Here is a 21,066-nt window from a genome sequence, read left to right on the forward strand (position 1 = left end):
TGGGAGAAACCGGTTCAATGTTCAACGTTTTACGTCCAACGTTCGCCTTGCAAAGACATAAACCATTACGCCCAGACCTCCCGGTCAATCCCCTTTCCTTTCGGTAGGATTCGCGCTATATTCTCCCCCTGTACTATCGCCACCCTTTTCGAGGGCCCACATGTACTGTGAATTCTTCGGATTTCGGGAGAGCCCTTTCAGCATCACCCCGAATCCCCGGTTCCTTTTCATCAGCGAGCAGCACCGCGACGCCTACGCCCACCTGGTGTACGGGGTGGAGAGCCGCGCCGGCTTCATCGAGCTGACCGGGGAGGTCGGGACCGGGAAGACGACCCTGCTGCGTACCTTCCTCAATCGCCTCGATGCCGAAGGGCACCGCACCGCCTACATCTTCAATCCCTGCCTGTCATCGCTGGAGCTTTTGCAAAGTCTCAACCGGGAATTCGGCCTTCCCTGGGAACGGGAGAGCCGCACCGCGCTCTTGGAGATCCTCAACGCCTTTCTCCTGGAGCAGAAGCAGCTGGGGCACTGCGTGGTCCTGGTGCTGGATGAGGCGCAGAACCTTTCGGCCGAGGTGCTGGAGCAGATCCGCCTGATCTCCAACCTGGAGACCGAAACCGACAAGCTGATCCAGATCGTGCTCGCCGGGCAGCCGGAACTCCTCGCCCTTTTGGCCCGGGAGGACCTGCGGCAGCTCAACCAGCGGATCACGGTCCGCTATCATCTCCGCCCGATGGGGATCGACTGCATGCGGCGCTACATCGAGCACCGTATCGAACTGGCCGGCAAGTTCCGGGCCGCCGAGTTCACCCCTGCCGCGCAAAAGCTCCTCTACCGGTACTCCGGCGGCGTGCCGCGGCTGGTGAATATCGCCTGCGACCGGGCGCTGCTCGTGGCCTACACCGAAGACACCCGCGTGGTGAGCGGAAAGATCGCGGGACAGGCGATCCGGGAATTGGTCGAGGAGGCCTCCTTTGGCAAGGGGGCTCGGTTGATGGCGCAACTCGCGCGCTTCATTCCCGCCCTCAAAAGGTAAGCAACCGTTACGAGTTCCACGTTCAAAGTTCATGGTTGTGAATCTCAAACGACTTGCCCCTGCCGACCTCGAACCCTGAATGTTGAACCCTGAACCCTGAACGTTGAACTGGAGTAGTGAATGAGCTCGATCCTCAAGGCTTTGGAAAAAGTGGAACGTGAGCGGGCAGCGCGCCGTGAAGGGCTTTCCCCGGTGCTCTCTTCGGCGGGTAAACGCCGCTCACCCTGGACCCTTCCGGTTGGGGTCGCCATCGGCGCTGCGGTCGCTGGATTCGTGACCTTCGCTGTAATGGGGGGATTGTCCCGCCACAAAGGACCGGCTCCGGTGGCCCAGTCCGCTGCGCCGGAGCGCACGGTTGCCGCGGCACCGGCGGTAAAGGCGCCGAGCCTGGCGGCGACGCCGTCCGCGCCGGCTGAGCCGGCTCCCCGTGCCGCGGTCGCCCCGGTCGCCGCTTCGGTAAACAAAGTCGTGACCGTGAAGAAGATCGACCTGCCCAAGGCGGAGGTCGTATCCGCAGCCGCTTCGGCGGTTGCAACCAAGCCCATAGCTGCCGCAAAGACAGTCGCCAACAAGCCGGCGTCCAAGGTGCCGCCGGTGCCCGTGGCGAAGCGGGCCGTAACGGTCCCGGCCGCCCCGGTAAAACCGGCGGCCCGGGCAGCGGTACCGGTGAAATCGGTGCTGGCCAAAGCGGCTCCCGTCCAGCCATCGGCCAAGACTGCTCCCGCTCCGACGGCCGCACCTGCAGTTTCGTCCGTTGCGCCGGCTCCGCCCACTCCGGCTCCGGCCGCGCTTCCCGAGGTCAAGGTGAACGGGATTGCGCTGCAGAGCAACGGCGACACGAGCTTCGCCATCGTGAACGGCCGTCCGGTTTCCAAGGGGGGCGTGGTCGATGGGGCGCGCGTGGATGAGATCCTTGCCGACCGGGTCCGCTTTTCCAGCGGCGGCAAGCATTTCGAGGTGAAGGTCGAGGACGAGAAGCAGTAAACCCGGGGCTAGGGGCTAGGGGCCGCGGGCGTGGACTCCGAGCTGGTACTGTGAACTTGGAGTCGTATAGTCGTAGGTCGCGTTGAGGAAACGAAACGCGACTGGCTGCCGCCCATCATTTGGTGCGGATCACGAACACCGAGGGGATGTCGCGTTTCGTTCCTCAACGCGATCTACAGCTGTAAGCATTGAACGCTGAACCTTGAACGTTGAACTGAATTTGAGGAGAAGGGATTGAGTCTGGAGTCGTATAGCAAGGAAGAGTGGGAAGGGCTTTGCGAGCAGTGCGGGCTCTGCTGTTTCGAGAAGTTTGAGGACGAGGATGGGAGGATTCTCTTTACGTCGACTCCCTGCCGGTACCTCGATGTCGTTACCAGGCGCTGCAAGATTTACAAAAAGCGCTTCAAGGTATGCAAAGAGTGCATGCAGCTCACCCCGGAACTGGTAAAGGACCTGAAATGGTTGCACCGGGAGTGCGGATACAAGAAGGCAATGAGCAATGAGCAGTGAACAAAGAGCAAAGACGGCGTCAGCCGCGAAACGATAGGGTTTTGACGTCGAACGCCGAACGTCGAACGGAATTAAAGGAGCAACTTTTGGCAAAGGCAGGAAAAGACATCACTACTACCGGGAAGGTGTCGGCAAAGGAATTCGCCGCGCTTCCCGTTGATGAGAAACGCGCTCACCTTCAGACGGTCACTCCGAAAGAGCGGATGGACCTCATCATCGGCGACCCCGAAGGCAAGCGTCTGGTTCGGGCCATGGATCCGCAGGAATTCTTCTGGCTGGTAAAGGAGATCGGCGAGGCCGACTCCATGGAGATGATGCAGCTTGCCACGGCGGAGCAGATCATCTTCATCCTCGACATGGAAGTGTGGGACGGTTGGGCGTTTTCCCAGAAAAAGGCCTGCGAGTGGGTGGGGCACCTGGTGGAAAGCGGCAAGCCCCGGGTCCACGAATTCCTGAAAAAGGTCGATTTCGAATTCCTCCTCCTCTTCCTCGGCCGTGAACTCGCGGTAGGCGGGGGGATCGGCGACCTGGCCGACGACGAGGAGCGGTTCGCCGATTACGACCAGTCCTTTGACAACGTCTTCTTCCTTACCTTCAAAAACCCGCAGCACAGCCGGCTCATCGGCACCTTCGTCTCCATGCTTCTCGAACTGGACAAGGAGCTCTACACCTCCGTCCTGGAAGGGATCAAAGGGGGAATCGACGTGGAACTCGAGGAGGATTGCCAGCGATTCCGTGCCGGTCGGCTCCAGGACCTCGGTTTCCCTCCGCTGGAGGAAGCGGTTTCCATCTATGGTCGGGTGAACCCGGAATCCTTCGAGCTCTCCGGCACGAAGGAGCTCTATCCGACCGAGGGGAGGCAGGTGGTTCCCTTCTCGGCCCCCAAGGATTCGCTGCTGCTGCGTGCCCTGGCCCGCACCACTTCAACCGCCGTGATGCAGGAGCTCAACTACCTGGTGAACAACGCGCTGGTTGCCGAAGGTCAGGCTTTCCAGGATTCAGACCGGATAAACGACGTCCTGCAGCGGGTTTATGGTTACTTGAACATCGCCTTGGAGCGACTGACTTCCGGGGATGAGGCACGCGCCGCCGAGGTTTTGGTCCACGAGGAACTGAAACGCCTGTTCCAGCTCGGGTTCAGCGTCGTCCTCAACCTCAAGTTCGCCGCGGAGACCGTGCAGAGTTCGGACTATGCCAGCGGTAAGGTCCTGGCCGGACTAAAGCAGAAACGCCCGCGTTTCTATCGCGGTCTGGATCCGGACGGCATCGACGGCTATCGCGAGTTCCGCGATGTGACCGACGTGCAGCGGGTGGCCGATTTCCTGGCCATGTTCCACGGCTGAGCCGACAGGCAATTCCGCTAAAACAAAGGGGGCATTCCATTCCAGGAATGCCCCCTTTTTGTTTAGATGTGCCCATTACGGTGGGGGGGCCTTTTCAGGCGCGATCCGCCGCAGGCGGTGACAGCACTTTTCGGCTAAAACATTACAACCCGCCTGCGGGTTGATCGCGCCAGGAATGGCACTCCCACAGGGGGGGCTCCAGTCTCTTTAAGATTCGGCTGCCACGACCTTCCCGAACAGTTCTCCGCCCCGTGCCTCGGTGATCAGCACCGGGACCTCGGTATTGTATTCGGCCTTTCCTTCCAATAAGCGCACCGTCAGGTAGTTCCGCGAAAGACCGCTCTCGTTTTCCTTCTGCACGAGAACCTGGAGCTCCCTCCCGACGAACCTCAGGCAGTACTCTGCCATTTTCTTTTCCGAAATTTTCCGCAAGGCGGCGGCGCGGTCACGAACGACGGCAGGGGATATCTGCGGGGTCATCGTGGCGGCCGGAGTGCCGGGACGGGCGGAATAGGGGAATACATGCAGGTAGGCGAGGGGGAGCGACGCGATGAAGTCGCACGCCTCGGAAAACTCGGCGTCGGTCTCGGTGGGGAAACCGGCGATGACGTCGGCACCAAGGCAAATGTCCGGGACGGCGGCGACCAGCGATGCGACCAGTTCGCGGAAAAGGGCCGTGGTGTAGCCCCGGTTCATCCGGTCGAGAACCCCGTCGCTTCCGCTTTGCAAGGGAATGTGCAGGTGCGGGCAGACGGTGCGCGAGCCGGCCAGGAACTCGACGAACTCAGGAGGGATCTCGGTCGGCTCGACCGATCCGACCCTGAGCCGGGGAACTGCGGCTACTGCGTCAGCCTCCTCCAGCAGGAACAGGAGATTGGTGGGCGGCGTGAGATCGAGGCCGTAGGCGCCGAGGTGGATGCCGGTCAGGACGACCTCCTGGAAGCCCTTTGCCGCGAAGGAGGAGATGGCGTCCAGGGCCTCTCGGGGCGCAACGCTGCGGCTGGCGCCGCGCGCATAGGGGACGATGCAGTAGGCACAGCGGGCGTCGCAGCCGTTTTGAACCTGCAGAAAAGCGCGGGTGTGCTCGGCGAAGGTTTCCAGTTGGAACCCCTCGGTGCTCTTCTCCCGGGCGATGTCGCTCACCACCGCCTTCGGCTCGTCGCCCAGGTCCCTGAGGAAATCGGTGATGCTGCGCTTTTCGCTGTTTCCGAGGATCAGGTTCACCCCCGGGATCTTCAGGAGATCCTCGCCCGCCATTTGGGCATAGCAGCCGGTGACGACGATGCGGGCGTCCGGATTGAGCCGATTGCCCCTGCGGATGAGCCGGCGCGACTCGGCGTCGGTTTTGGCGGTAACGGTGCAGCTGTTGATGATATAGACGTCGGCCGTCTCCGAAAAGGGAACGAGTTCGTACCCTTCCTTGGCCAAGGCTTCCGTCATTGCCGCTGATTCGAATTGATTGATCTTGCACCCGAGGGTGGTGATGGCTACACGAGACATGTCTTTAACCTGTTCTACGTTAAGAACCTTTCTTTCAAAATGGGAAGCCGTCGCTGAGCGAGGTCCGCTACCTTCGTACCATGGCGGCCGGCAATACGTCAATTTATAAGGAGGTTATGTCTTCTTGCGGAGGGCGTGGGCAGGGGGGCATGAAGGGCGCTGCCGGTTCTTAAATACTATGTTCGCCATAACTGTGGGAGCGCCTTTCCAGGCGCGAATCGATCCTTAGGCTTCGGATTATTCGCGCCAGGAATGGCGCTCCCACAAGTGTGATTGGCTCTCTATGGTCATCGGTGGCCGAGCGCTTCGAAACCGCCGGTTCCCAGTTGCAGGTGCCTCAGTACTTCAAGTTGCGCCGATTCCGTTTCCGGGGCGTCAACGCCGTACTTTGCCAGCAGATGCGGGACGCTTTCCTCGGGCCGGCACCTCGGCAGGGCGGCCGAGAGATGGTGAATGAGGCGCACCGTCTTCAGCGAGTCAAACCATACGTGAAACGCTGCAGTGAGGGCGTCGGCCCCTTTACTGTTAGCCGCCAAACGGTCCCACACCGTTGGAAATCCGGCGTCTGCCAGATAATCGCCCAGCATCGGATGGATCTCTTTCGCCTGCTCCAGGAGGGCATCCCCGTCCTGCCCCAGTCCCTGTCCGGCGACCTCCAGCCACCGCTTCAGGATCTCGTAGCATTCAACCCGGTAGAAGCTGACGGCATCCTCACCTTCCGCAAGCAGCCGCGCAATGCTCTTACCGGTTCCGAAGGGGACCCTCCATGAGCTTCGCGCCGCGGGATGAACGGTGCAGCCTTGCACCTGCTCGATTCCCGCCGTCCGTTTGAGCTGCTGCAGGAAATAGAAGTCCTCTCCGGCGCAGCGGCTGTTCATCCCACCCATGCGAAGATAGGCCCGCGCGGTGCACGCCATGGCGCTGCCGACGGTGTGAAATGCATACGGCGAACCGGCGTAGTCGAGCCCCAGTACATAGTGGCGCAGGTACAACTCGTAGAGGGTGATCGCCCGCTCCTCGTGCTCACTTGCTCCCCGCTGGTGACGAAACGGGATGACCGCACCCCCGCAACGGCTGGTGGTGAAATGGGCCGAGATCGCCCGGAGGTAGTCAGGCCCGACCAGGGTATCCGCGTCGAGGCAAATCAGGATGCCGTCCGCCGCAAGGCGAGGCAGGGCCAAGTCCAGGCCGATCTTTCGCGCCAGTCCGACCCCGCCGGTGCGGGAGGGTAATTCCCGGTCGGGGGTCGCGGCATCGATGAAGGCCAGGTTCATAGGAGATTCCCAGCTCCGCAGCCGCTCCAGGGTCATCCGGTTGTCCTCTTTTTGCTGCGGCGTCGCGTCTTCCCGGTGGTTCACCACCACCAACACAAGAAATCGCTCCAGCATTTCCGGCGGATTTGCGGCGAGCGAATCCAGAGTGCCGAACAGCCGCTCCGACTCGCTCAGCGCCGGTATGACAACGGCCCCGGCGAATCCGGTCCCGGTGCACCTTTCAATGCTCCACGGCCCCTTCACGGAGCGGGTGGCGACGTATTTGGTGAGAAGGTTGTTCATGTAATGGACTCTACGTCAACATCTCCCCGTCGATCCACAGAATTTCGGTGCCGCGGCTTTCCATCTTCCGGAACCAGTTTTCCTGCTTCTTCGCGAAATCGTGGATGGCGCTGTTCAGCTTCTGAAACATGTCGTTGCGGTTCAGCTCCCCTTTCAGGTGCCGCGCGAGGTAGCGATATTCGAGGCCGTAGAACTCCATCTTCTCCCAGGGAACTCCTTCCGCGTGCAGGCGGGCGGCTTCTTCCACCATCCCGTTTTCCAGCCGGTCCTTGAGACGCGCGGTGATCCGGCCGCGCAGCACGGAGCGATCCCAGCGGATTCCCACCACCAGCGGTACGATGTCCGGCCATGGCTCGGTTTCGCCTTCATGCTCGGCGATCTCGATCGCCCGTATCAGGCGGTCCCGATCCAACAAGTCCGTCGTGTTATGCAGTTTCGGATTCGCTTGCCGCAGGCGCTCGGTGAGAGCTTCCCGGGAAAGGTTTGCCGATTCGGCGCGCAACGCCGCGTTCTCCGGTACCTCGGCGAGCCGGTAGCCGCGCAGCACGCAGTCGAGGTACATGCCGCTGCCGCCGGCCAGGATGGGCAACTTGCCACGACCGGTGATCTCTTCATAGCAGGTCAGAAAAAGGCGCTGGAACTCGTACAGGTTGAACTCGGAACCGGGGGGGAGAACGTCGATCAGGTGGTAGGGGACGGAGCCGTATTCGTGGAGGTCTTTGCCGGTGCCGATGTCCATGCCGCGGTAGACCTGGCGGGAGTCCGCCGAGATGATTTCGCCGCCGGTCAGCTGCGCGAGCTCCACCGCCAGCCGGGTTTTGCCGGAGGCGGTGGGGCCGAGGATCACGAGCAGGTTGTACGACCCTGCCTGGAGCTTTTGGGTGATGGTATTGAGGGGGGCTCGGTTCACTGCTATTGCTTCGTTGTCTTCGCCGTAACCGTCTTCGGTGCCTTTGCCGGGAGCGGATAGGTGCTCTTCATGTAGTTGAGCCCCTTGAGCAGGTCGACCGCCCGCATCACCTGGTTGTCGCTCTTGAGGAGTTCCACCATCTTCTCATCCGGCGATTTCTTCAGCGCGGGAGCGGAAGCCGGCTTTTTGGTCGGCGGAGTCACCGCGTCGTCGCCTCCGGAGATGTGTCCCTCGAGGTCCTTCTCGTGGATCTCATCTTCCTTGTCCTCCGGCTTGCCGGTTTTGGCGGTCTTCGCCGGCTTTTTGATGCGGTCGACGATGATGTCGGGGGTGATGCCGCGGGCCTGGATGGAGCGGCCGCTCGGCGTATAGTAGCGTGCCGTGGTCAGTTTCAAGCCGTCGCCGTTGGGAAGCTGGATGATCGACTGCACCGATCCTTTCCCGAAACTCTGGGTCCCCATGATCACCGCGCGCTTGTGGTCCTGAAGGGCGCCGGCGACGATCTCGGCGGCGCTGGCGCTCCCGCCGTTGATCAGGACCACCATCGGGTAGTTGGGCTCCTTCTGCCCGACGTAGGCGGTGAGGCTGCGGGTGGAGGAGGGTTCCCTCCCCTTGGTGGTGACGATGACCCCTTCGTCGGTCGGGTTGTCGCCGATGAACCGGTCCGCCACCCGGAAGGCCTGGTCCACGAGTCCGCCCGGGTTGTAACGCAGGTCCAGGATCAGCCCGGAGAGCGGCCCGCCGTTGTCGGCCGCCAGCGTCTTGAGCGCCTTGTCGAAATCCTCTCCGGTGCGCTCCTGGAACTCGGCAATGGTGACGTACCCGATGCCCGGTTCGAGCAGCCTCCCCTTGAGGCTCTTGGTCTTGATGATCGCCCGCACCAGCCGGAAGCTGAGCGGCGCACTGCCGGCCCGCTCGATGCCCAAGGTGACCGCGGTCCCCGGGGTTCCCCGCATGCGGCTGACCGCGTCGTTGATATTCATTCCCTTGGTCAGCTTGCCGTCGATCCTATAGATATGGTCGCCGGCCTGGATGCCGGCCCGGAAGGCGGGGGTGTCCTCGATCGGCGCGTTCACCGTCAGCTTGCCGTTTTCCATCCCCAGCTCGATCCCGACCCCGCCGAAAGCTCCGGCCATGTGGACCTTCATCTCGGTGAAGTCGGTGAGCGGCAGGTACTGGCTGTGCGGATCGAGTGCGGTCAGCATCCCGTTCACCGCCCCTTGCATCAGCTTCTTATTGTCGACGTCGGTGACGTAGCTTTTCTTGACGATGGTGACCACTTCGCGGAACAGGCGGAGGTAGTCGGCATCCGTTCTGGGCTGGCGCATCACCCTGAGGGCGTGGGGGGTGAGCAGCGCCGAGGCGACCAGGAATGTAATGACAGCGATAAGGACGAACCTTTTTTTCGACATCATCTGAGCCTTTTCGTGGATTTGGGGGTTGTGGAACGATGCACTGTATGATGTGGCCGCCCGGTTGTCAACAGGTAACGGCCGTTGCCAAACCCACATGCACTGCTAATCTTTTCCGGTGCCAAACGGAGGTGCCCCATGCCCAGGAAAAAAGTGCTTCTGGTGGACGACGTCGAGCCTTTTTTGGAGATGGAGAAAGCCCTTTTCAACGAGGATGAGTTCGAGATCCGCCTCGCGCGTGACGGCTACGATTGCCTGAGGAGCATCATGGAAAGCCGTCCGGAGCTCATTTTCATGGACCTCTTCATGCCGCGCATGGGGGGGCTGGAGTGCTGCCGGATCATCAAGGCCGACCGGGATTTGAAGACGATCCCCGTCGTCATGGTCACCGCAAGCGGCTACGAGTCCGATTACGAGAGTTGCCGCGAGGCGGGGTGCGATGAGGTCATGCCCAAGCCGGTGACCCGTTACCAGGTGCAGGCCATGGCGCGCCGGATGCTCGGCCTGAGGGTCCGCTACGAGGAACGCGCCCACGTGCGGCTGCTGGTGAGCTACGGCAGCAACAACGAGTTCCCCCTAACCGATTACAGTATCAACCTGAGCACCGGCGGCCTGTTCCTGGAGACCGAGGCGCTTCTTTCGGTCGGAACCCGGATCCAGGCGGAGTTCGTCCTGCCTCACGACAGCTCCTGTATCCGATGCAACGCCAAGATCGCCTGGATCAATTCCAGCTACTACCAGAGCAATCCTCAACTTGCGGTAGGGATGGGGGTGCAGTTCCTTGATCTCGGCCTCGATCATCTCGAAGCCATCCGCACCTTTGTCAGGACCCAAAACCTCGTCCCCGCCTGGTAATTCCCTTTTCCTTTCCCGGTCAGCCCGATCCGGCTGCCTCACCGGCCGGTTTCCCGGCATTCACCCACTTTGACGCCCCTTCGCCGCTCCAGGCCGCGCACCCCCGTGGAATTCTTGACTTTGTAACGGGAGTGCGCGTACATTCTCTCGTACTCTTCGGGAGGGTGTGATGGAGACGGTTGTCAACCATGTAAAAACGAAATTCGTAACCGGCCTTTTCGTGGTGGTTCCGGTCGGGATCACCATATTCATTCTCAAATTCCTCTTCAACTTCGCCGACGGCATCCTCGGGACCTACCTCGACTCCGCCTTCAGCGTCTTCATCCACCGCGACTACCATATCCCCGGGCTGGGGATGCTGACCGGCGCGGTCGTCATCTACTTTTCCGGAGTCCTCGCCACCAACGTCATGGGAACCCGGATCCTCAAGTCGTCCGACAAGATGCTTTCCAAGATCCCGCTGGTGAAGTCGATCTATACCTCCAGCAAGCAGCTCACCCAGGTGTTCAAGGAAGGGAAGACATCCTACCGGCGCGCCGTTTTCGTCGAGTGGCCGCGGGCCGGCGTCCGTGCGGTCGGCTTCGTGACCGGCGAGGTGGAGCGGGGCGGTGAGAAGCTGGTCGTCGTGTACATTCCTACCATGCCGAATCCCACCTCCGGGTTTGCCCTGTTTTTCCGCGAAAGCGAAGTCCACGACAGCGGCATGACCGTGGAGGAGGCCGTGAAGTTCGTAGTCTCCGGCGGCGCCGTCGTTCATTAGGGGACTGGCTCCAGGTGCCAGTCCCCTACTCATTTTTGGGAGCATGTCATGCAAACCACCCTGGTCGTCCTGGACGGCTATACCCTGAATCCCGGCGACAACCCATGGGATCCCGTCGCACGCTTCGGCTCCTTTTCCGTCTACGACCGCACCCCGGAAACCTTGGTGGTGGAGCGCACCGTCGACGCCGATATCGTCCTCACCAACAAGACCCGGCTCACCGCGGCAACGCTGGCCCAACTGCCGCGCCTCAAGCTGGTATGCGTCCTCGCCACCGGCTACAACGTGGTCGACCTGGAGGCCTGTTCCCGCTTGGGTGTTCCTGTCGTGAACGTTCCCGAGTACGGCAGCGATTCGGTGGCGCAGCACGCCTTCGCGCTCCTGCTCGAACTCACCAACCACGTCGCGCTTTACCATGCGGCGGTCCAGGAAGGGGAGTGGGCCCGGGCCCGGGACTTCACCCTGATCAAGGCGCCGCTGAGCGAGCTGTACGGCAAGACCTTCGGGATCGTAGGGATGGGGCGGATCGGCGGGTGTGTGGCGCGGATCGCGCATGCCTTCGGGATGAAGGTCCTCGCTTATAACCCGCGCAGCCGCAACGTCCCGGAAGGGGTCCCGGTGGAGTGGACCACGCTGGAAGAAGTGTTCCGGCGCTCCGACGTAGTGAGCCTGCACTCTCCGTTGACAGCGGAAAACCCGGCATTTGTGAACCGCTCGCTGCTGTCGCTCATGAAGCCCCATGCCTTTCTTTTGAATACGGCCCGGGGCGGCCTGATCAATGAGCGCGATCTTGCCGACGCCCTCAACGAGGGCGTGATCGGCGGCGCGGGACTCGACGTGGCCGCGGTGGAGCCGATGCCGGCGGACAGCCCGCTGCGCGGCGCCCGCAACTGCATCATCACCCCGCACATCGCCTGGGCCAGTCTGGCGGCACGCCAGCGGCTCATGGCCACCACCGCCAAAAACATCGAGCTGTTCCTCGCCGGTACCCCGCAAAACGTGGTGAACCAGCCGGTCCCGCGCTCGTAAGATCCCCGGCGAGATCCCCCTTCCCCTGGCGGGGTCGCGCGCGAGCGCCAGGTCGAAATGACAAGGGGGGGGACGCTGCCACGAAGGTCCATCTCATCTTTCCCCCATCCTCACCCTGTCCCTCTCCTTGAAGGAGAGGGGACGTGGAAACCAGACTTCTTTCAGTTGTTAGCGGATGCCTCCGTATCACCTCATCTCTTCCCTTTGCAGAACAATCATTCTTTTGTAATGGAACTGTAATATTGCGCTGTTATCTTTGCGCCAATACAAAAGGAGAGAGAATATGAAAACGTTGACGAGGGGAGATTTTTACGTGTGGTACTGCGAGTGGTGCGATTCCCGCAATCTTATCCCGTGGACCAAGGCCAGTTCTGGAAAAGTGTGCTGCGGCGGGTGTCATAAGGAATATCCGGTGGAAGCGACCGGTGTTCATTCCGACTTGCTCGCCGCGGTTTAGGCATAGAAGATAAATTCAGACAAATCGACTTTTGGGCCCTCTGGCCTCCCCGCCCGGCAGGTGTTGCACCTCCGGGCTTTTTTTTATCAGACCTTTTCTCCCTCTCCCGCCGGGAGAGGGAGAACTATCGGCATACAAGAAAAGGCGCCCTTAGAAGGACGCCTTTTCTTGCTGCAGCCTATACAGTGTCGCGACTACGCGATGGTATGCCGGATGTCCTTACCTTTGACCATGAAGATCACCATTTCCGCCACGTTGGTGGCGTGGTCGGCGATCCGCTCCAGGCATTTGGAGATGTGGTTGATCTTGATCGCCCGGCTGATGGTGGTGGGATCCCCCATCATGAAGGTCAAGAGTTCCCGCTGGATCTGCTCGTTCAGCTCGTCCACCGCCTGGTCGTCGGTGCAGACCTTGATGGCCAGCGCTTCGTCGCCGCGCACGAAGGCGTCGAGCGCCTCCTGGACCATGTCGGAGGCCTTCTGCGCCATCCGGGGAAGGTCGATGTACGGCTTGAGGGCCGGCTCCTGGTTGAGTTCCTTCGCCCTTTTGCAGATGTTGGCGCACTGGTCCCCGATCCGCTCCAGGTCGGTCACGATCTTGAGCGCCAGGGTAAGAAAGCGCAGGTCTCGTGCCGCAGGCTGGCGGCGGGCCAGTACCTCCAGGCACTTCTCATCGATCTCCATTTCCAGGCGGTTGATCTCATGATCGAAGGCGATCGTTTTGGCCGCCAGCGCAGTGTCCCGCTCCACCAGCGATTTCATGGCGTTGGCGATCATGACTTCGACCTTGCCCCCCATCTCCAGGAGTTTCTCCCGGATGTCATTCAGTTCGGCGTCGAATTGTTTGCTGAAATGCTCTCTTTCCATTAAATAGACTCCCTGCGTCTCTTATCATTTGCGTTCCCTCTCCTTCAAGGAGAGGGACAGGGTGAGGATGGGCGTACCGAGGCTGCCTGATGCGGGAAGTCTTTTCCTTTTTAGCCGCATGCCCTGTCCATCCATCAACCACCTGACTTGTTACCCGAACCGGCCGGTGATGTAATCCTCGGTCTGCTTCTGCTCCGGCGTGGTGAAGATCTTCTTGGTTTCGCCGCACTCGACCAGCTCCCCCATGTAGAGAAAGGCGGTGTAGTCGGAGACGCGGGCGGCCTGCTGCATGTTGTGGGTGACGATGATGATCGTGTAGCGTTCCTTGAGTTCCTCGATCAGCTCCTCGATCTTCAAGGTGGAGATCGGGTCGAGCGCCGAGGCCGGCTCGTCCATCAGGATCACTTCGGGCTTCACCGCGATGGTGCGTGCAATGCAAAGACGCTGCTGCTGGCCGCCGGAAAGGTTCATCGCGTTGGTCTTCAGGCGGTCCTTCACCTCTTCCCAGAGGGCAACCCGCTTCAGGCTGGTCTCGACGATGTCGTCCGCCTCGCTCTTTACCATGCGCCCGTTCAGCTTGTACCCGGCGATCACGTTGTCGTAGATGCTCATCGCGGGGAAGGGATTGGGCTTTTGGAAGACCATCCCGACCCGGCGCCGGATCGAGACCGGATCGACCCCTTTGTCGTAGATATCCGAGCCGTCGACCAGGATCCTCCCCTCGACGCGGGCGCTGGGAAAAAGGTCGTGCATCCGGTTGATCGAGCGGAGCAGCGTGGATTTGCCGCACCCGGAAGGCCCGATGATCGCGGTGACGCTGTTTTCCGGAAACAAGATGCTGACGTTCTTAACCGCGTGGGTCTTGCCGAAGTGGATGTTGACCTGGTCCAGTTGTACCTTGTTGTTCATGCCTTCCTCAACTTCCTGTTTTCATTGCGACGCCGCCGTGGCGCCGGTTGGGACTGGGATGCCCCCGCCAAATTCCTGTCTTAGATCCGGTACTTCTGCCTGCCGAAATACCGCGCGGTGAGGCTTAGGGTGAACATCACCACTACCAGGACCAGCGCGCCGGCCCAGGCCAGGCGGTGCCAATCCTCGTACGGGGAGATGGCGAAGGTGAAGATCTGCAGCGGGATCGCCGCCATCGGGGCGAAGAGGCTCTTGCCCCAGAACTGGTTCCCCAGCGCGGTGAAGAGCAGCGGCGCGGTCTCGCCGGCCACCCGGGCGATGGCGAGCAGGATGCCGGTAAGCACGCCGGAAGTGGCGCTTCTCAGGGTCACCTTCAGGCTGGTCCGCCAAAGCGGCACCCCGAGGGCAAGCGATGCTTCGCGCAGGGTTCCCGGCACCATCTTGAGCTGCTCCTCGGTGGTGCGGAGCACGATCGGGACCATGATCATCCCGAGCGCCGCGGCGCCGGCCATCGCGGAGAATCCCTTCATCGGCACGACCAAGAGCGAATAGGCGACCAGGCCGGTGATGATGGACGGGGTGCCGGAGAGGACGTCGGCGGCGAAGCGGATCGCGGCCGACATGCGGCTGCCGCCGTACTCGGTCAGGTAGATGGCTCCGAAGATCCCGATCGGCAGCCCCACCAGGGACGCCGCGCCGATCATGATCAGCGAGCCGAGCATGCCGTTGGCCATGCCGCCTCCCTGTTCGCCGGTCGGTTTCGGAATCTGGGTGAAGAAATCAACACTGAGCGAATCGATCCCCATCTTCACGATGTGAACGAAGATCAGGAGCAGGGGGAAAAGTACCGCTGCGGTAGCCGCTAACATCAGCGCGGTCATCAGGTGGTTCTTGGTATTACGCCAGGCGACACTGCGCATCATGCCGCACCTCCGGAGCTATCCTTGGTGACCCCCCAGATGAGGAGCCGGGCCAGGGCGTTGATAATGAGGGTGACCACCAGGAGCATGAGGCCGATTTCCATGAGCGCGGCGGTGTGCAGCTTGGAAACCGCTTCGGCAAACTCGTTGGCGATGACGCTCGGCATGGTGTAGGCCGGGGAGAGGAGCGAGGCCGAGATCTGCGGCGCGTTGCCGATCACCATGGTCACCGCCATGGTCTCGCCGACCGCGCGTCCCAGGCCGAGGATCGCCGCCCCCATGATGCCGGAGCGCCCGTAGGGGAGGACCGCCATCATGATGGTTTCCCAGCGGGTGGCGCCCAAGGCTATGGCCGCCTCCTTCTGGCTCTGCGGCACCGCGAGGAGTACCTCACGGGTGATCGAGGTGATGATCGGCACCACCATGATCATCAGGATGAAGACCGCGGCCAGCATGCTGACCCCGTACGGCGCTCCCTGGAAGAAGGGGAGAAAGCCGAAGCGCTCGATCAGAAACGGCTCCACCGTGGACTGCAGCCAGGGGGCCATCACCAGTACCCCCCAAAGGCCGTAGATGACCGAGGGGATCGCCGCCAGAAGCTCGACCAGCGGGGCGATCAGGCTCCCCAGCCGCTTCGGGGCGATCTCGGTGATGAAGATCGCGGCCCCAATGCTCAGCGGAGTTGCCAGCAGCAGGGCCAGCACCGAGGAGACCACCGACCCGTAAAGGTAGGGGAGCGCCCCGAAATGCCCCTGGACTGCGTCCCAGTCCCTGCCGGTCACGAACTGCCAGCCGAACTGCTTGAGCGCCGGCCAGCTCTCCCCCGCCATCTGGAACAGCATCAGCCCCAGGATGATGAGGATGCTGAAGGCAAACCCGGTGGTCATCCACTTGAAAATCCGGTCTCCGGTGATGGCTTTTTCCCTGTCCACTGTTCTTGGTTTCCCCACCGTCTGCTCCGTCCTGTCTGTTGCCGAGGTGGTGAAGGGGAGGCAATCCTTCCCTGTTTCTGCACGCTGTTGCACCACGTCCTCCGCTTATTTAATCGTCGCTACCGTTTTTCCCACCATCTTCGCCACGTTGGCCGGCAGCGGCGCGTAGAGGAGCTTTGCCGCCATCGACTGGCCCTGGCGCAGCTCCCAGCGCAGGAACTCGACGAGTTTCTTCCCCTTTGCCTTGTCCCGCTGGTCCTGGTAAACGAGGAGCCAGGTGAACCCGACGATCGGGTAGGCGTTCTTGCCCGGCTGGTTCACCAGGGAGATCCGGAAGTCCGCTGGCATCGATTTGGCGGCACCCGCCGCGGCTGCAGAGGTCGAGGCGATGGTCGGCTCCACGAAGGTCCCGGCGAGGTTTTTCAGGAAGGCGTAGGGGAGCTGGTTTTCGAAGGCATAGGCGAGCTCGACGTAGCCGATCGAAAACGGCGTGGTCCGGATCTGGCCGGCGACCCCTTCGTTACCCTTGCCCCCAAGCCCCACCGGCCACTTGACCGAGGTGCCTTTGCCGACGCCCTTGGCCCATGCCGGGCTGACGCTGGAGAGATAATCGGTGAAGATGCTGGTGGTGCCGCTCCCGTCGGAGCGGTGCACGACGATGATCGGCTTGTTGGGGAGCTTCAGGCCCGGGTTGTCGCGGGTGAGCCGCGGATCGCTCCACGAGGTCAGCTTGCCCTGGAAGATCTCGGTCAGCGTCTCGGGGGAAAGCTTGAGCCCCTTGGCGACGCCCGGGATGTTGTAGGTGACGACGACCGCACCCATCACGGTCGGGATGTGCAGGAGCTTGCCGGGAGCCGCCTTGAGTTCCTGGTCGGAGAGGAACTTGTCGCTCGCGCCGAAGTCGACGGTCTGCGCGGTGATCTGCTTGATGCCGCCGCCGCTGCCGATCGACTGGTAGTTGAACTTCACGCTCCGGTCGATCTTGGCGTATTCGGAAAACCATTTGGAATAGAGCGGGTAGGGGAAGGTGGCGCCGGCCCCGTTGATCAGGGTTTCCGCCGAGGCGGCAACCGGTGCCAGAAAGCCCGCCAGTGCCAGGGCCGCGATTGCGTTACGCAGGGATTTCAACATGTACAGACTCCTTCTTGGTTACGATCTCATGAACCCCCGGAGAATGCCGGAGAAATGTTACAGGCGGGTTACGCTTTTGCAAATGTTCCATGGCGCCCCGCCGAAGCTCGGCGCGAGGGCTCCCGAGGGGGCTACCTGCCTGAATCTGAGGCCAGCATAGCCCCCCTTTGTTACGGAATGGTTAAGAATGGGTCAGGAGTGGATGTCTTTTTAATGTGTTTTAGCGCTCCCGCCGCGGCCCGAACCAGGGGGCGGTGATCCAACGGATGGGACGGGAACGTCGGCGATCCCATTGTCCGAGCCCTTCCTCCTCATGAGACGCGCCCCTCTCGTTGACACCGCTTCGGCAGCCGCTAAACTGTTCTCCCAAACATGTCACAGCTAATGAGAAAAGGACCGGCCATGCCCCAAGAAATCCTTGCCACCTTCAACGTCCGGCGCCTGAGCATTCTCGATCCCGACGGCAACGTCGATGAGGCCTTGATGCCGGAGCTCCCCGACGCCGAGCTGCGGCGCATGTACGAGATGATGGTGCTGCTGCGCACCTACGACAACCGGGCTTTGGCGCTGCAGCGCGAAGGGAGGCTCGGCACGTACCCTCCGAGCTTCGGCCAGGAGGCTGCCCAGATCGGCAGCGCCTTTGCCCTCAAGCCGACCGACTGGGTCTTCCCGTCCTTCCGCGAGGTCGGCATCCACCTCACCCTGGGGTATCCGATCGCCCAACTCTATCAATACTGGGCCGGGGACGAGCGGGGACAGCGGGGGCCCGATCATCTCAACATCTTCCCGTTCTGCGTCTCGGTCGGGACCCATCTTCCCCATGCCGTCGGTGCCGCCCTGGCGGCGCGCTACCGCAAGGACCCGGTGGCGGTCGCCGTTTTCTTCGGGGACGGCGCCACTTCCAAGGGGGACTTCCACGAGGCCTTCAACATGGCCGGCGCCTTAAACGCTCCGGTGGTCTTCGTCTGCCAGAACAACCAGTGGGCGATTTCCATTCCGGTCCGGGAGCAGACCGCGGCAGCCACCCTGGCCCAAAAGGCTTTCGGCTACGGCTTCGAGGGGATCCAGGTGGACGGAAACGACGTCCTGGCGGTCTACCGCGGGGTGAAGGAGGCGCTGGACCGGGCCCGGGACGGGGGAGGGCCGACCTTCGTCGAGTGCCTCACCTACCGGATGGCCGACCACACCACGGCGGACGACGCGGCCCGCTACCGTCCCCCGGAGGAGGTGGCGAGCTGGCGTGAGCGCGATCCCTTGCTGCGCCTGGAGCGTTTTTTGGCGCGGCGCGGGCTTTGGGATGAGGCCTACCGGAACCAGGTGCAGGAGCAGGTGCAGCAGACGGTGGACGCAGGGGTGCGCGCCATGGAAGAAATTCCCCCGCCGGAGCGCTCCGATCTATTTACCTATACTGCCGCGGCACCGACGCCCCGGCAGGCCGCGCAGCTCGAGGAGTCCTAGCATGCCGCACCTAAACATGGTTCAGGCCATCAACCAGGCGTTGGCCCAGGAGATGGAGCGCGACGACCGGGTGGTGCTCCTGGGGGAGGACATCGGCAAGGACGGCGGTGTGTTCCGGGTTACCGAAGGGCTCTGGGAGCGCTTCGGCGCCGAACGGGTCATCGACACCCCGCTCTCCGAGTCCGGCATCGTCGGTACCGCCATCGGGATGGCCGCCTACGGGCTGCGCCCGGTCCCCGAGATCCAGTTCCTGGGCTTCGCGTACGCCGCGCTGGACCAGATCTTCACCCATGCGGCCCGGATCCGCAACCGTTCCCGGGGACGCTACAGCTGTCCAATGGTCATCCGCACCCCCTACGGCGGCGGGATCAAGGCGCCGGAACTTCACGAGGAGAGCTCCGAGGCGCTTTTCTGTCATATGCCGGGAATCAAGGTGGTGGTCCCCTCCGGCCCGTATCATGCCAAGGGGCTTTTGCTCCAGGCCCTGCGCGATCCGGACCCGGTCCTCTTTCTGGAACCGACCCGCCTCTACCGGATGATCCGGGAGGAGGTTCCCGAGGGGGAGTACACCATCCCCCTGGGAAAAGCGCGGGTGGTCCGGGAGGGAAAGCAGGTTACCGTGGTTTCCTGGGGGAGCATGCTGGAGCGGGTGCTGAAAGCGGTCGGCCCCGAGGCCGAGGTGATTGACTTGATGACCCTTTCCCCCTTCGACGCCGAGACCGTGCTCGCCTCGGTGCGCAAGACCGGACGCGCCGTGGTGGTCCAGGAGGCACCGAAGACCGGCGGGTTTGGCGCCGAGATCGTTGCGACCATCGCGGAGGAGGCCATTCTCTACCTGCGGGGACCGGTGCTGCGCGTGGCCGCCCCCGACGTCACCATGCCGCTTCCCAAGCTGATCGACGCCTATCTTCCCACCATGGACCATATTAGTAACGCGGTCCAGGAAGTCCTGAGGTACTGATATGAGCCATGTCTTCAAACTCCCCGACCTGGGCGAGGGAATCAGCGAGGTCGAGGTACGCCGCTGGCTGGTCCGCGAAGGGGACCGGGTCCGGGAGCACCAGTCGATGGTCGAGGTGGAAACCGACAAGGCGGTGGTCGAGGTCCCGTCCCCCTTCAGCGGGACGGTGCTCAGCATCAAGCGCCGCGAAGGGGAGATCGTCCAGGTGGGCGAGGTCCTTTTGGAAATCGGCGAGGAGCACGAACTGGCGCCAAAGGAGCCGGCGGCGCAAAGACGCCCGTCGGTGGGGATCGTCGGAGAACTCCCCGAGGCCGAGCCGGAGGCGGTGCCGACCGCGCCGCGCGAGCCGCTGGCCACCCCGTCGGTGCGCAAGAAGGCGCGCGAGTTGGGGATCTCGCTCTACGGGATCAGGGGGAGCGGGCCGCACGGGTCCATCACCCACGAGGACCTGGAAGGAGCCCAGCCGGCTGCCGCGGCCCCGCATCCGCTGGCAGAGGATGCCGACGTGGAGCTGATCCCGATGCGCGGGGTGCGGCGGGCGGTGGCGCGCAACGTCCTTGCCGCGCACCGGGCGTCGGCGCTGGTGACCACCATGGAAGAGGCGGACGTGACCGAGCTTTGGGAAATGCGCGACCGCGAGCAGCGGGAGGTGGAATCGCGGGGGGTGCATCTGACGTTCCTGCCGTTTTTCATGAAGGCGGCCCTGCATGCGCTCAAGGACCATCCGAACCTGAACGCTGCCGTCGATGAGGAGGGGCAGGTTATCATCCGCAAGAAGCGCTTCCATTTCGGGATTGCGGTGGATACCGAGGAGGGGCTCATGGTCCCGGTGATTCGGGACGTGGACCGCAAGACGATCCGCGAGCTGGCCGCGGATCTGATGGTCCTGGGCAAAAAGGCGCGGGAGCGGAGCATCACCTTGGAGGAGCTGAAAGGGAGCACCTTCACCCTCACCAACTACGGGCATTTCGGCGGGAGATTCTCGACCCCGATCGTGAACGCCCCCGACGTGGCGATCCTCGGCTGCGGGAGGATCACCGAGCGTCCCTGGGTGTACCGGGGGAGCTTGGCGGTGCGAAAGATCCTGCCGCTGTCGCTGACCTTCGACCACCGGGTCACCGACGGCGCCGAGGCGGGCAGGTTTCTGATGCAGATCGTGCATTACCTGGAGGATCCGGCGCTGCTTTTGATCGAAAGCGTGTGAGGTGGGGCAGGGTGGGGTAGAAAGGTAAAGGAAGCAGGGGCGAAAGCTCCTGCTTCTTTGGTATGTAAGCGGGAAGTCATTACCTTCGGAAAGCGGACCGGTGGGCGCTGCATGTTGCGCCCCTTCAGGATAGGGACGCAGTGGATCAACATAGGAAAGCAGTGGATCAGGATAGGGAAACCTGGATATGAATGAAGATAAGACAGGGTGTGAAGTCCCCCTTGGAAAAAGGGGGACTTAGGGGGATTTGGTTCTGAGGTTCTGGTCGATCAAGGGGACACCTCAAAGGCAAATTCCCCCCCAGTCTATACACCCTTCGCAAAGGGGGGAGCC

Annotated in this window: 19 protein-coding genes; 10 read left to right on the forward strand and 9 right to left on the reverse strand. The window is 62.3% G+C overall.

Features of this window, described 5'->3' with window-relative positions; all coding sequences use genetic code 11:
* Positions 1–160: 160 nt before the first annotated feature.
* The 4 genes from JFN93_RS00540 to JFN93_RS00555 all read left to right on the forward strand — a co-directional run bounded on the left by JFN93_RS00540 (position 161) and on the right by JFN93_RS00555 (position 3,873).
* Complete coding sequence (locus tag JFN93_RS00540; RefSeq protein WP_199382028.1) at positions 161–1,036, forward strand: ExeA family protein; 876 nt, start codon at positions 161–163, stop codon at positions 1,034–1,036.
* A gap of 120 nt (positions 1,037–1,156) precedes the next feature.
* A complete protein-coding gene (locus JFN93_RS00545) occupies positions 1,157–2,020 on the forward strand; it encodes a hypothetical protein (protein WP_199382029.1) in 864 nt (287 codons plus the stop codon).
* A 234-nt stretch (positions 2,021–2,254) separates the two neighbouring features.
* The gene (locus JFN93_RS00550) at positions 2,255–2,530 is read left to right on the forward strand and encodes a CxxCxxCC domain-containing protein (protein WP_199382030.1); all 276 of its coding nucleotides are present in this window, start codon (positions 2,255–2,257) and stop codon (positions 2,528–2,530) included.
* A gap of 86 nt (positions 2,531–2,616) precedes the next feature.
* The gene (locus JFN93_RS00555) at positions 2,617–3,873 is read left to right on the forward strand and encodes a DUF6178 family protein (RefSeq protein WP_199382031.1); all 1,257 of its coding nucleotides are present in this window, start codon (positions 2,617–2,619) and stop codon (positions 3,871–3,873) included.
* 207 nt (positions 3,874–4,080) lie between these two features.
* Here the strand turns inward: JFN93_RS00555 and mtaB are convergent, their stop codons facing one another.
* The 4 genes from mtaB to JFN93_RS00575 all read right to left on the reverse strand — a co-directional run bounded on the left by mtaB (position 4,081) and on the right by JFN93_RS00575 (position 9,251).
* Positions 4,081–5,373, reverse strand: coding sequence for a tRNA (N(6)-L-threonylcarbamoyladenosine(37)-C(2))-methylthiotransferase MtaB (gene mtaB / locus JFN93_RS00560; RefSeq protein WP_199382032.1), 1,293 nt, complete (start codon positions 5,371–5,373; stop codon positions 4,081–4,083).
* A 287-nt stretch (positions 5,374–5,660) separates the two neighbouring features.
* Positions 5,661–6,929, reverse strand: a complete 1,269-nt coding sequence (locus JFN93_RS00565) for a glycosyltransferase family 2 protein (RefSeq protein ID WP_199382033.1) — start codon at positions 6,927–6,929, stop codon at positions 5,661–5,663.
* A 10-nt stretch (positions 6,930–6,939) separates the two neighbouring features.
* Positions 6,940–7,839 (reverse strand): tRNA (adenosine(37)-N6)-dimethylallyltransferase MiaA, encoded by a 900-nt coding sequence (miaA, locus tag JFN93_RS00570; protein ID WP_328753203.1) that lies wholly within the window; start codon positions 7,837–7,839, stop codon positions 6,940–6,942.
* 2 nt (positions 7,840–7,841) lie between these two features.
* Positions 7,842–9,251 carry a S41 family peptidase gene (locus JFN93_RS00575; RefSeq protein WP_199382263.1) on the reverse strand — a complete coding sequence of 470 codons (1,410 nt, stop codon included), beginning with the start codon at positions 9,249–9,251 and terminating at the stop codon, positions 7,842–7,844.
* Positions 9,252–9,389: 138 nt separating this feature from the next.
* On the opposite strand from JFN93_RS00575, the gene JFN93_RS00580 reads away from it, so the two are divergent.
* The 3 genes from JFN93_RS00580 to JFN93_RS00590 all read left to right on the forward strand — a co-directional run bounded on the left by JFN93_RS00580 (position 9,390) and on the right by JFN93_RS00590 (position 11,895).
* Positions 9,390–10,106: a response regulator gene (locus JFN93_RS00580; RefSeq protein WP_199382034.1), complete on the forward strand. Its 717-nt coding sequence runs from the start codon at positions 9,390–9,392 to the stop codon at positions 10,104–10,106.
* Positions 10,107–10,275: 169 nt separating this feature from the next.
* Positions 10,276–10,866 (forward strand): DUF502 domain-containing protein, encoded by a 591-nt coding sequence (locus JFN93_RS00585; RefSeq protein WP_199382035.1) that lies wholly within the window; start codon positions 10,276–10,278, stop codon positions 10,864–10,866.
* Between the two features lie 48 nt (positions 10,867–10,914).
* Positions 10,915–11,895: a D-2-hydroxyacid dehydrogenase gene (locus JFN93_RS00590; RefSeq protein WP_199382036.1), complete on the forward strand. Its 981-nt coding sequence runs from the start codon at positions 10,915–10,917 to the stop codon at positions 11,893–11,895.
* Between the two features lie 651 nt (positions 11,896–12,546).
* On the opposite strand, the gene phoU is transcribed toward JFN93_RS00590, so the two are convergent.
* The 5 genes from phoU to pstS form a co-directional block, all read right to left on the reverse strand.
* The gene (gene phoU, locus JFN93_RS00595; RefSeq protein WP_199382037.1) at positions 12,547–13,218 is read right to left on the reverse strand and encodes a phosphate signaling complex protein PhoU; all 672 of its coding nucleotides are present in this window, start codon (positions 13,216–13,218) and stop codon (positions 12,547–12,549) included.
* Positions 13,219–13,368: 150 nt separating this feature from the next.
* Positions 13,369–14,127 (reverse strand): phosphate ABC transporter ATP-binding protein PstB, encoded by a 759-nt coding sequence (pstB, locus tag JFN93_RS00600; protein WP_199382038.1) that lies wholly within the window; start codon positions 14,125–14,127, stop codon positions 13,369–13,371.
* A gap of 80 nt (positions 14,128–14,207) precedes the next feature.
* On the reverse strand, positions 14,208–15,047 hold the full coding sequence (gene pstA, locus JFN93_RS00605) for a phosphate ABC transporter permease PstA (protein ID WP_407931865.1): 840 nt from the start codon (positions 15,045–15,047) through the stop codon (positions 14,208–14,210).
* Positions 15,047–15,979, reverse strand: coding sequence for a phosphate ABC transporter permease subunit PstC (pstC, locus tag JFN93_RS00610; RefSeq protein ID WP_328753210.1), 933 nt, complete (start codon positions 15,977–15,979; stop codon positions 15,047–15,049). The genes pstA and pstC overlap by 1 nt, the downstream gene beginning before the upstream one ends.
* Positions 15,980–16,084: 105 nt before the next feature.
* The gene (gene pstS / locus JFN93_RS00615; RefSeq protein ID WP_199382040.1) at positions 16,085–17,110 is read right to left on the reverse strand and encodes a phosphate ABC transporter substrate-binding protein PstS; all 1,026 of its coding nucleotides are present in this window, start codon (positions 17,108–17,110) and stop codon (positions 16,085–16,087) included.
* 402 nt (positions 17,111–17,512) lie between these two features.
* Between pstS and pdhA the strand changes: the two genes are divergently transcribed.
* From pdhA to JFN93_RS00630, 3 genes are read left to right on the forward strand one after another with little or no spacing between them, the layout of a single operon-like run.
* Positions 17,513–18,568, forward strand: coding sequence for a pyruvate dehydrogenase (acetyl-transferring) E1 component subunit alpha (pdhA, locus tag JFN93_RS00620; RefSeq protein ID WP_199382041.1), 1,056 nt, complete (start codon positions 17,513–17,515; stop codon positions 18,566–18,568).
* A gap of 1 nt (position 18,569) precedes the next feature.
* Positions 18,570–19,529 carry an alpha-ketoacid dehydrogenase subunit beta gene (locus tag JFN93_RS00625; RefSeq protein ID WP_199382042.1) on the forward strand — a complete coding sequence of 320 codons (960 nt, stop codon included), beginning with the start codon at positions 18,570–18,572 and terminating at the stop codon, positions 19,527–19,529.
* A 1-nt stretch (position 19,530) separates the two neighbouring features.
* Entirely contained in the window at positions 19,531–20,733 is a 1,203-nt protein-coding gene (locus JFN93_RS00630; RefSeq protein WP_199382043.1) for a dihydrolipoamide acetyltransferase family protein, read from the forward strand.
* Positions 20,734–21,066: the final 333 nt, after the last annotated feature.

The sequence above is a fragment of the Geomesophilobacter sediminis genome (assembly GCF_016458275.1).
GTDB classification, from domain to species: Bacteria; Desulfobacterota; Desulfuromonadia; order Geobacterales; family Geobacteraceae; genus Geomesophilobacter; species Geomesophilobacter sediminis.

Bases quoted from the DNA above. Each gene is read 5' to 3' on its own strand.
- JFN93_RS00540 (WP_199382028.1), top strand. From the start codon at position 161: ATGTACTGTGAATTCTTCGGATTTCGGGAGAGCCCTTTCAGCATCACC.
- JFN93_RS00585 (WP_199382035.1), top strand. From the start codon at position 10,276: ATGGAGACGGTTGTCAACCATGTAAAAACGAAATTCGTAACCGGCCTT.
- pstS (WP_199382040.1), bottom strand. From the start codon at position 17,110: ATGTTGAAATCCCTGCGTAACGCAATCGCGGCCCTGGCACTGGCGGGC.
- JFN93_RS00545 (WP_199382029.1), top strand. From the start codon at position 1,157: ATGAGCTCGATCCTCAAGGCTTTGGAAAAAGTGGAACGTGAGCGGGCA.
- JFN93_RS00625 (WP_199382042.1), top strand. From the start codon at position 18,570: ATGCCGCACCTAAACATGGTTCAGGCCATCAACCAGGCGTTGGCCCAG.
- JFN93_RS00575 (WP_199382263.1), bottom strand. From the start codon at position 9,251: ATGTCGAAAAAAAGGTTCGTCCTTATCGCTGTCATTACATTCCTGGTC.
- pdhA (WP_199382041.1), top strand. From the start codon at position 17,513: ATGCCCCAAGAAATCCTTGCCACCTTCAACGTCCGGCGCCTGAGCATT.
- pstB (WP_199382038.1), bottom strand. From the start codon at position 14,127: ATGAACAACAAGGTACAACTGGACCAGGTCAACATCCACTTCGGCAAG.
- JFN93_RS00580 (WP_199382034.1), top strand. From the start codon at position 9,390: ATGCCCAGGAAAAAAGTGCTTCTGGTGGACGACGTCGAGCCTTTTTTG.
- pstA (WP_407931865.1), bottom strand. From the start codon at position 15,047: ATGCGCAGTGTCGCCTGGCGTAATACCAAGAACCACCTGATGACCGCG.
- mtaB (WP_199382032.1), bottom strand. From the start codon at position 5,373: ATGTCTCGTGTAGCCATCACCACCCTCGGGTGCAAGATCAATCAATTC.
- JFN93_RS00565 (WP_199382033.1), bottom strand. From the start codon at position 6,929: ATGAACAACCTTCTCACCAAATACGTCGCCACCCGCTCCGTGAAGGGG.
- JFN93_RS00630 (WP_199382043.1), top strand. From the start codon at position 19,531: ATGAGCCATGTCTTCAAACTCCCCGACCTGGGCGAGGGAATCAGCGAG.
- JFN93_RS00590 (WP_199382036.1), top strand. From the start codon at position 10,915: ATGCAAACCACCCTGGTCGTCCTGGACGGCTATACCCTGAATCCCGGC.
- phoU (WP_199382037.1), bottom strand. From the start codon at position 13,218: ATGGAAAGAGAGCATTTCAGCAAACAATTCGACGCCGAACTGAATGAC.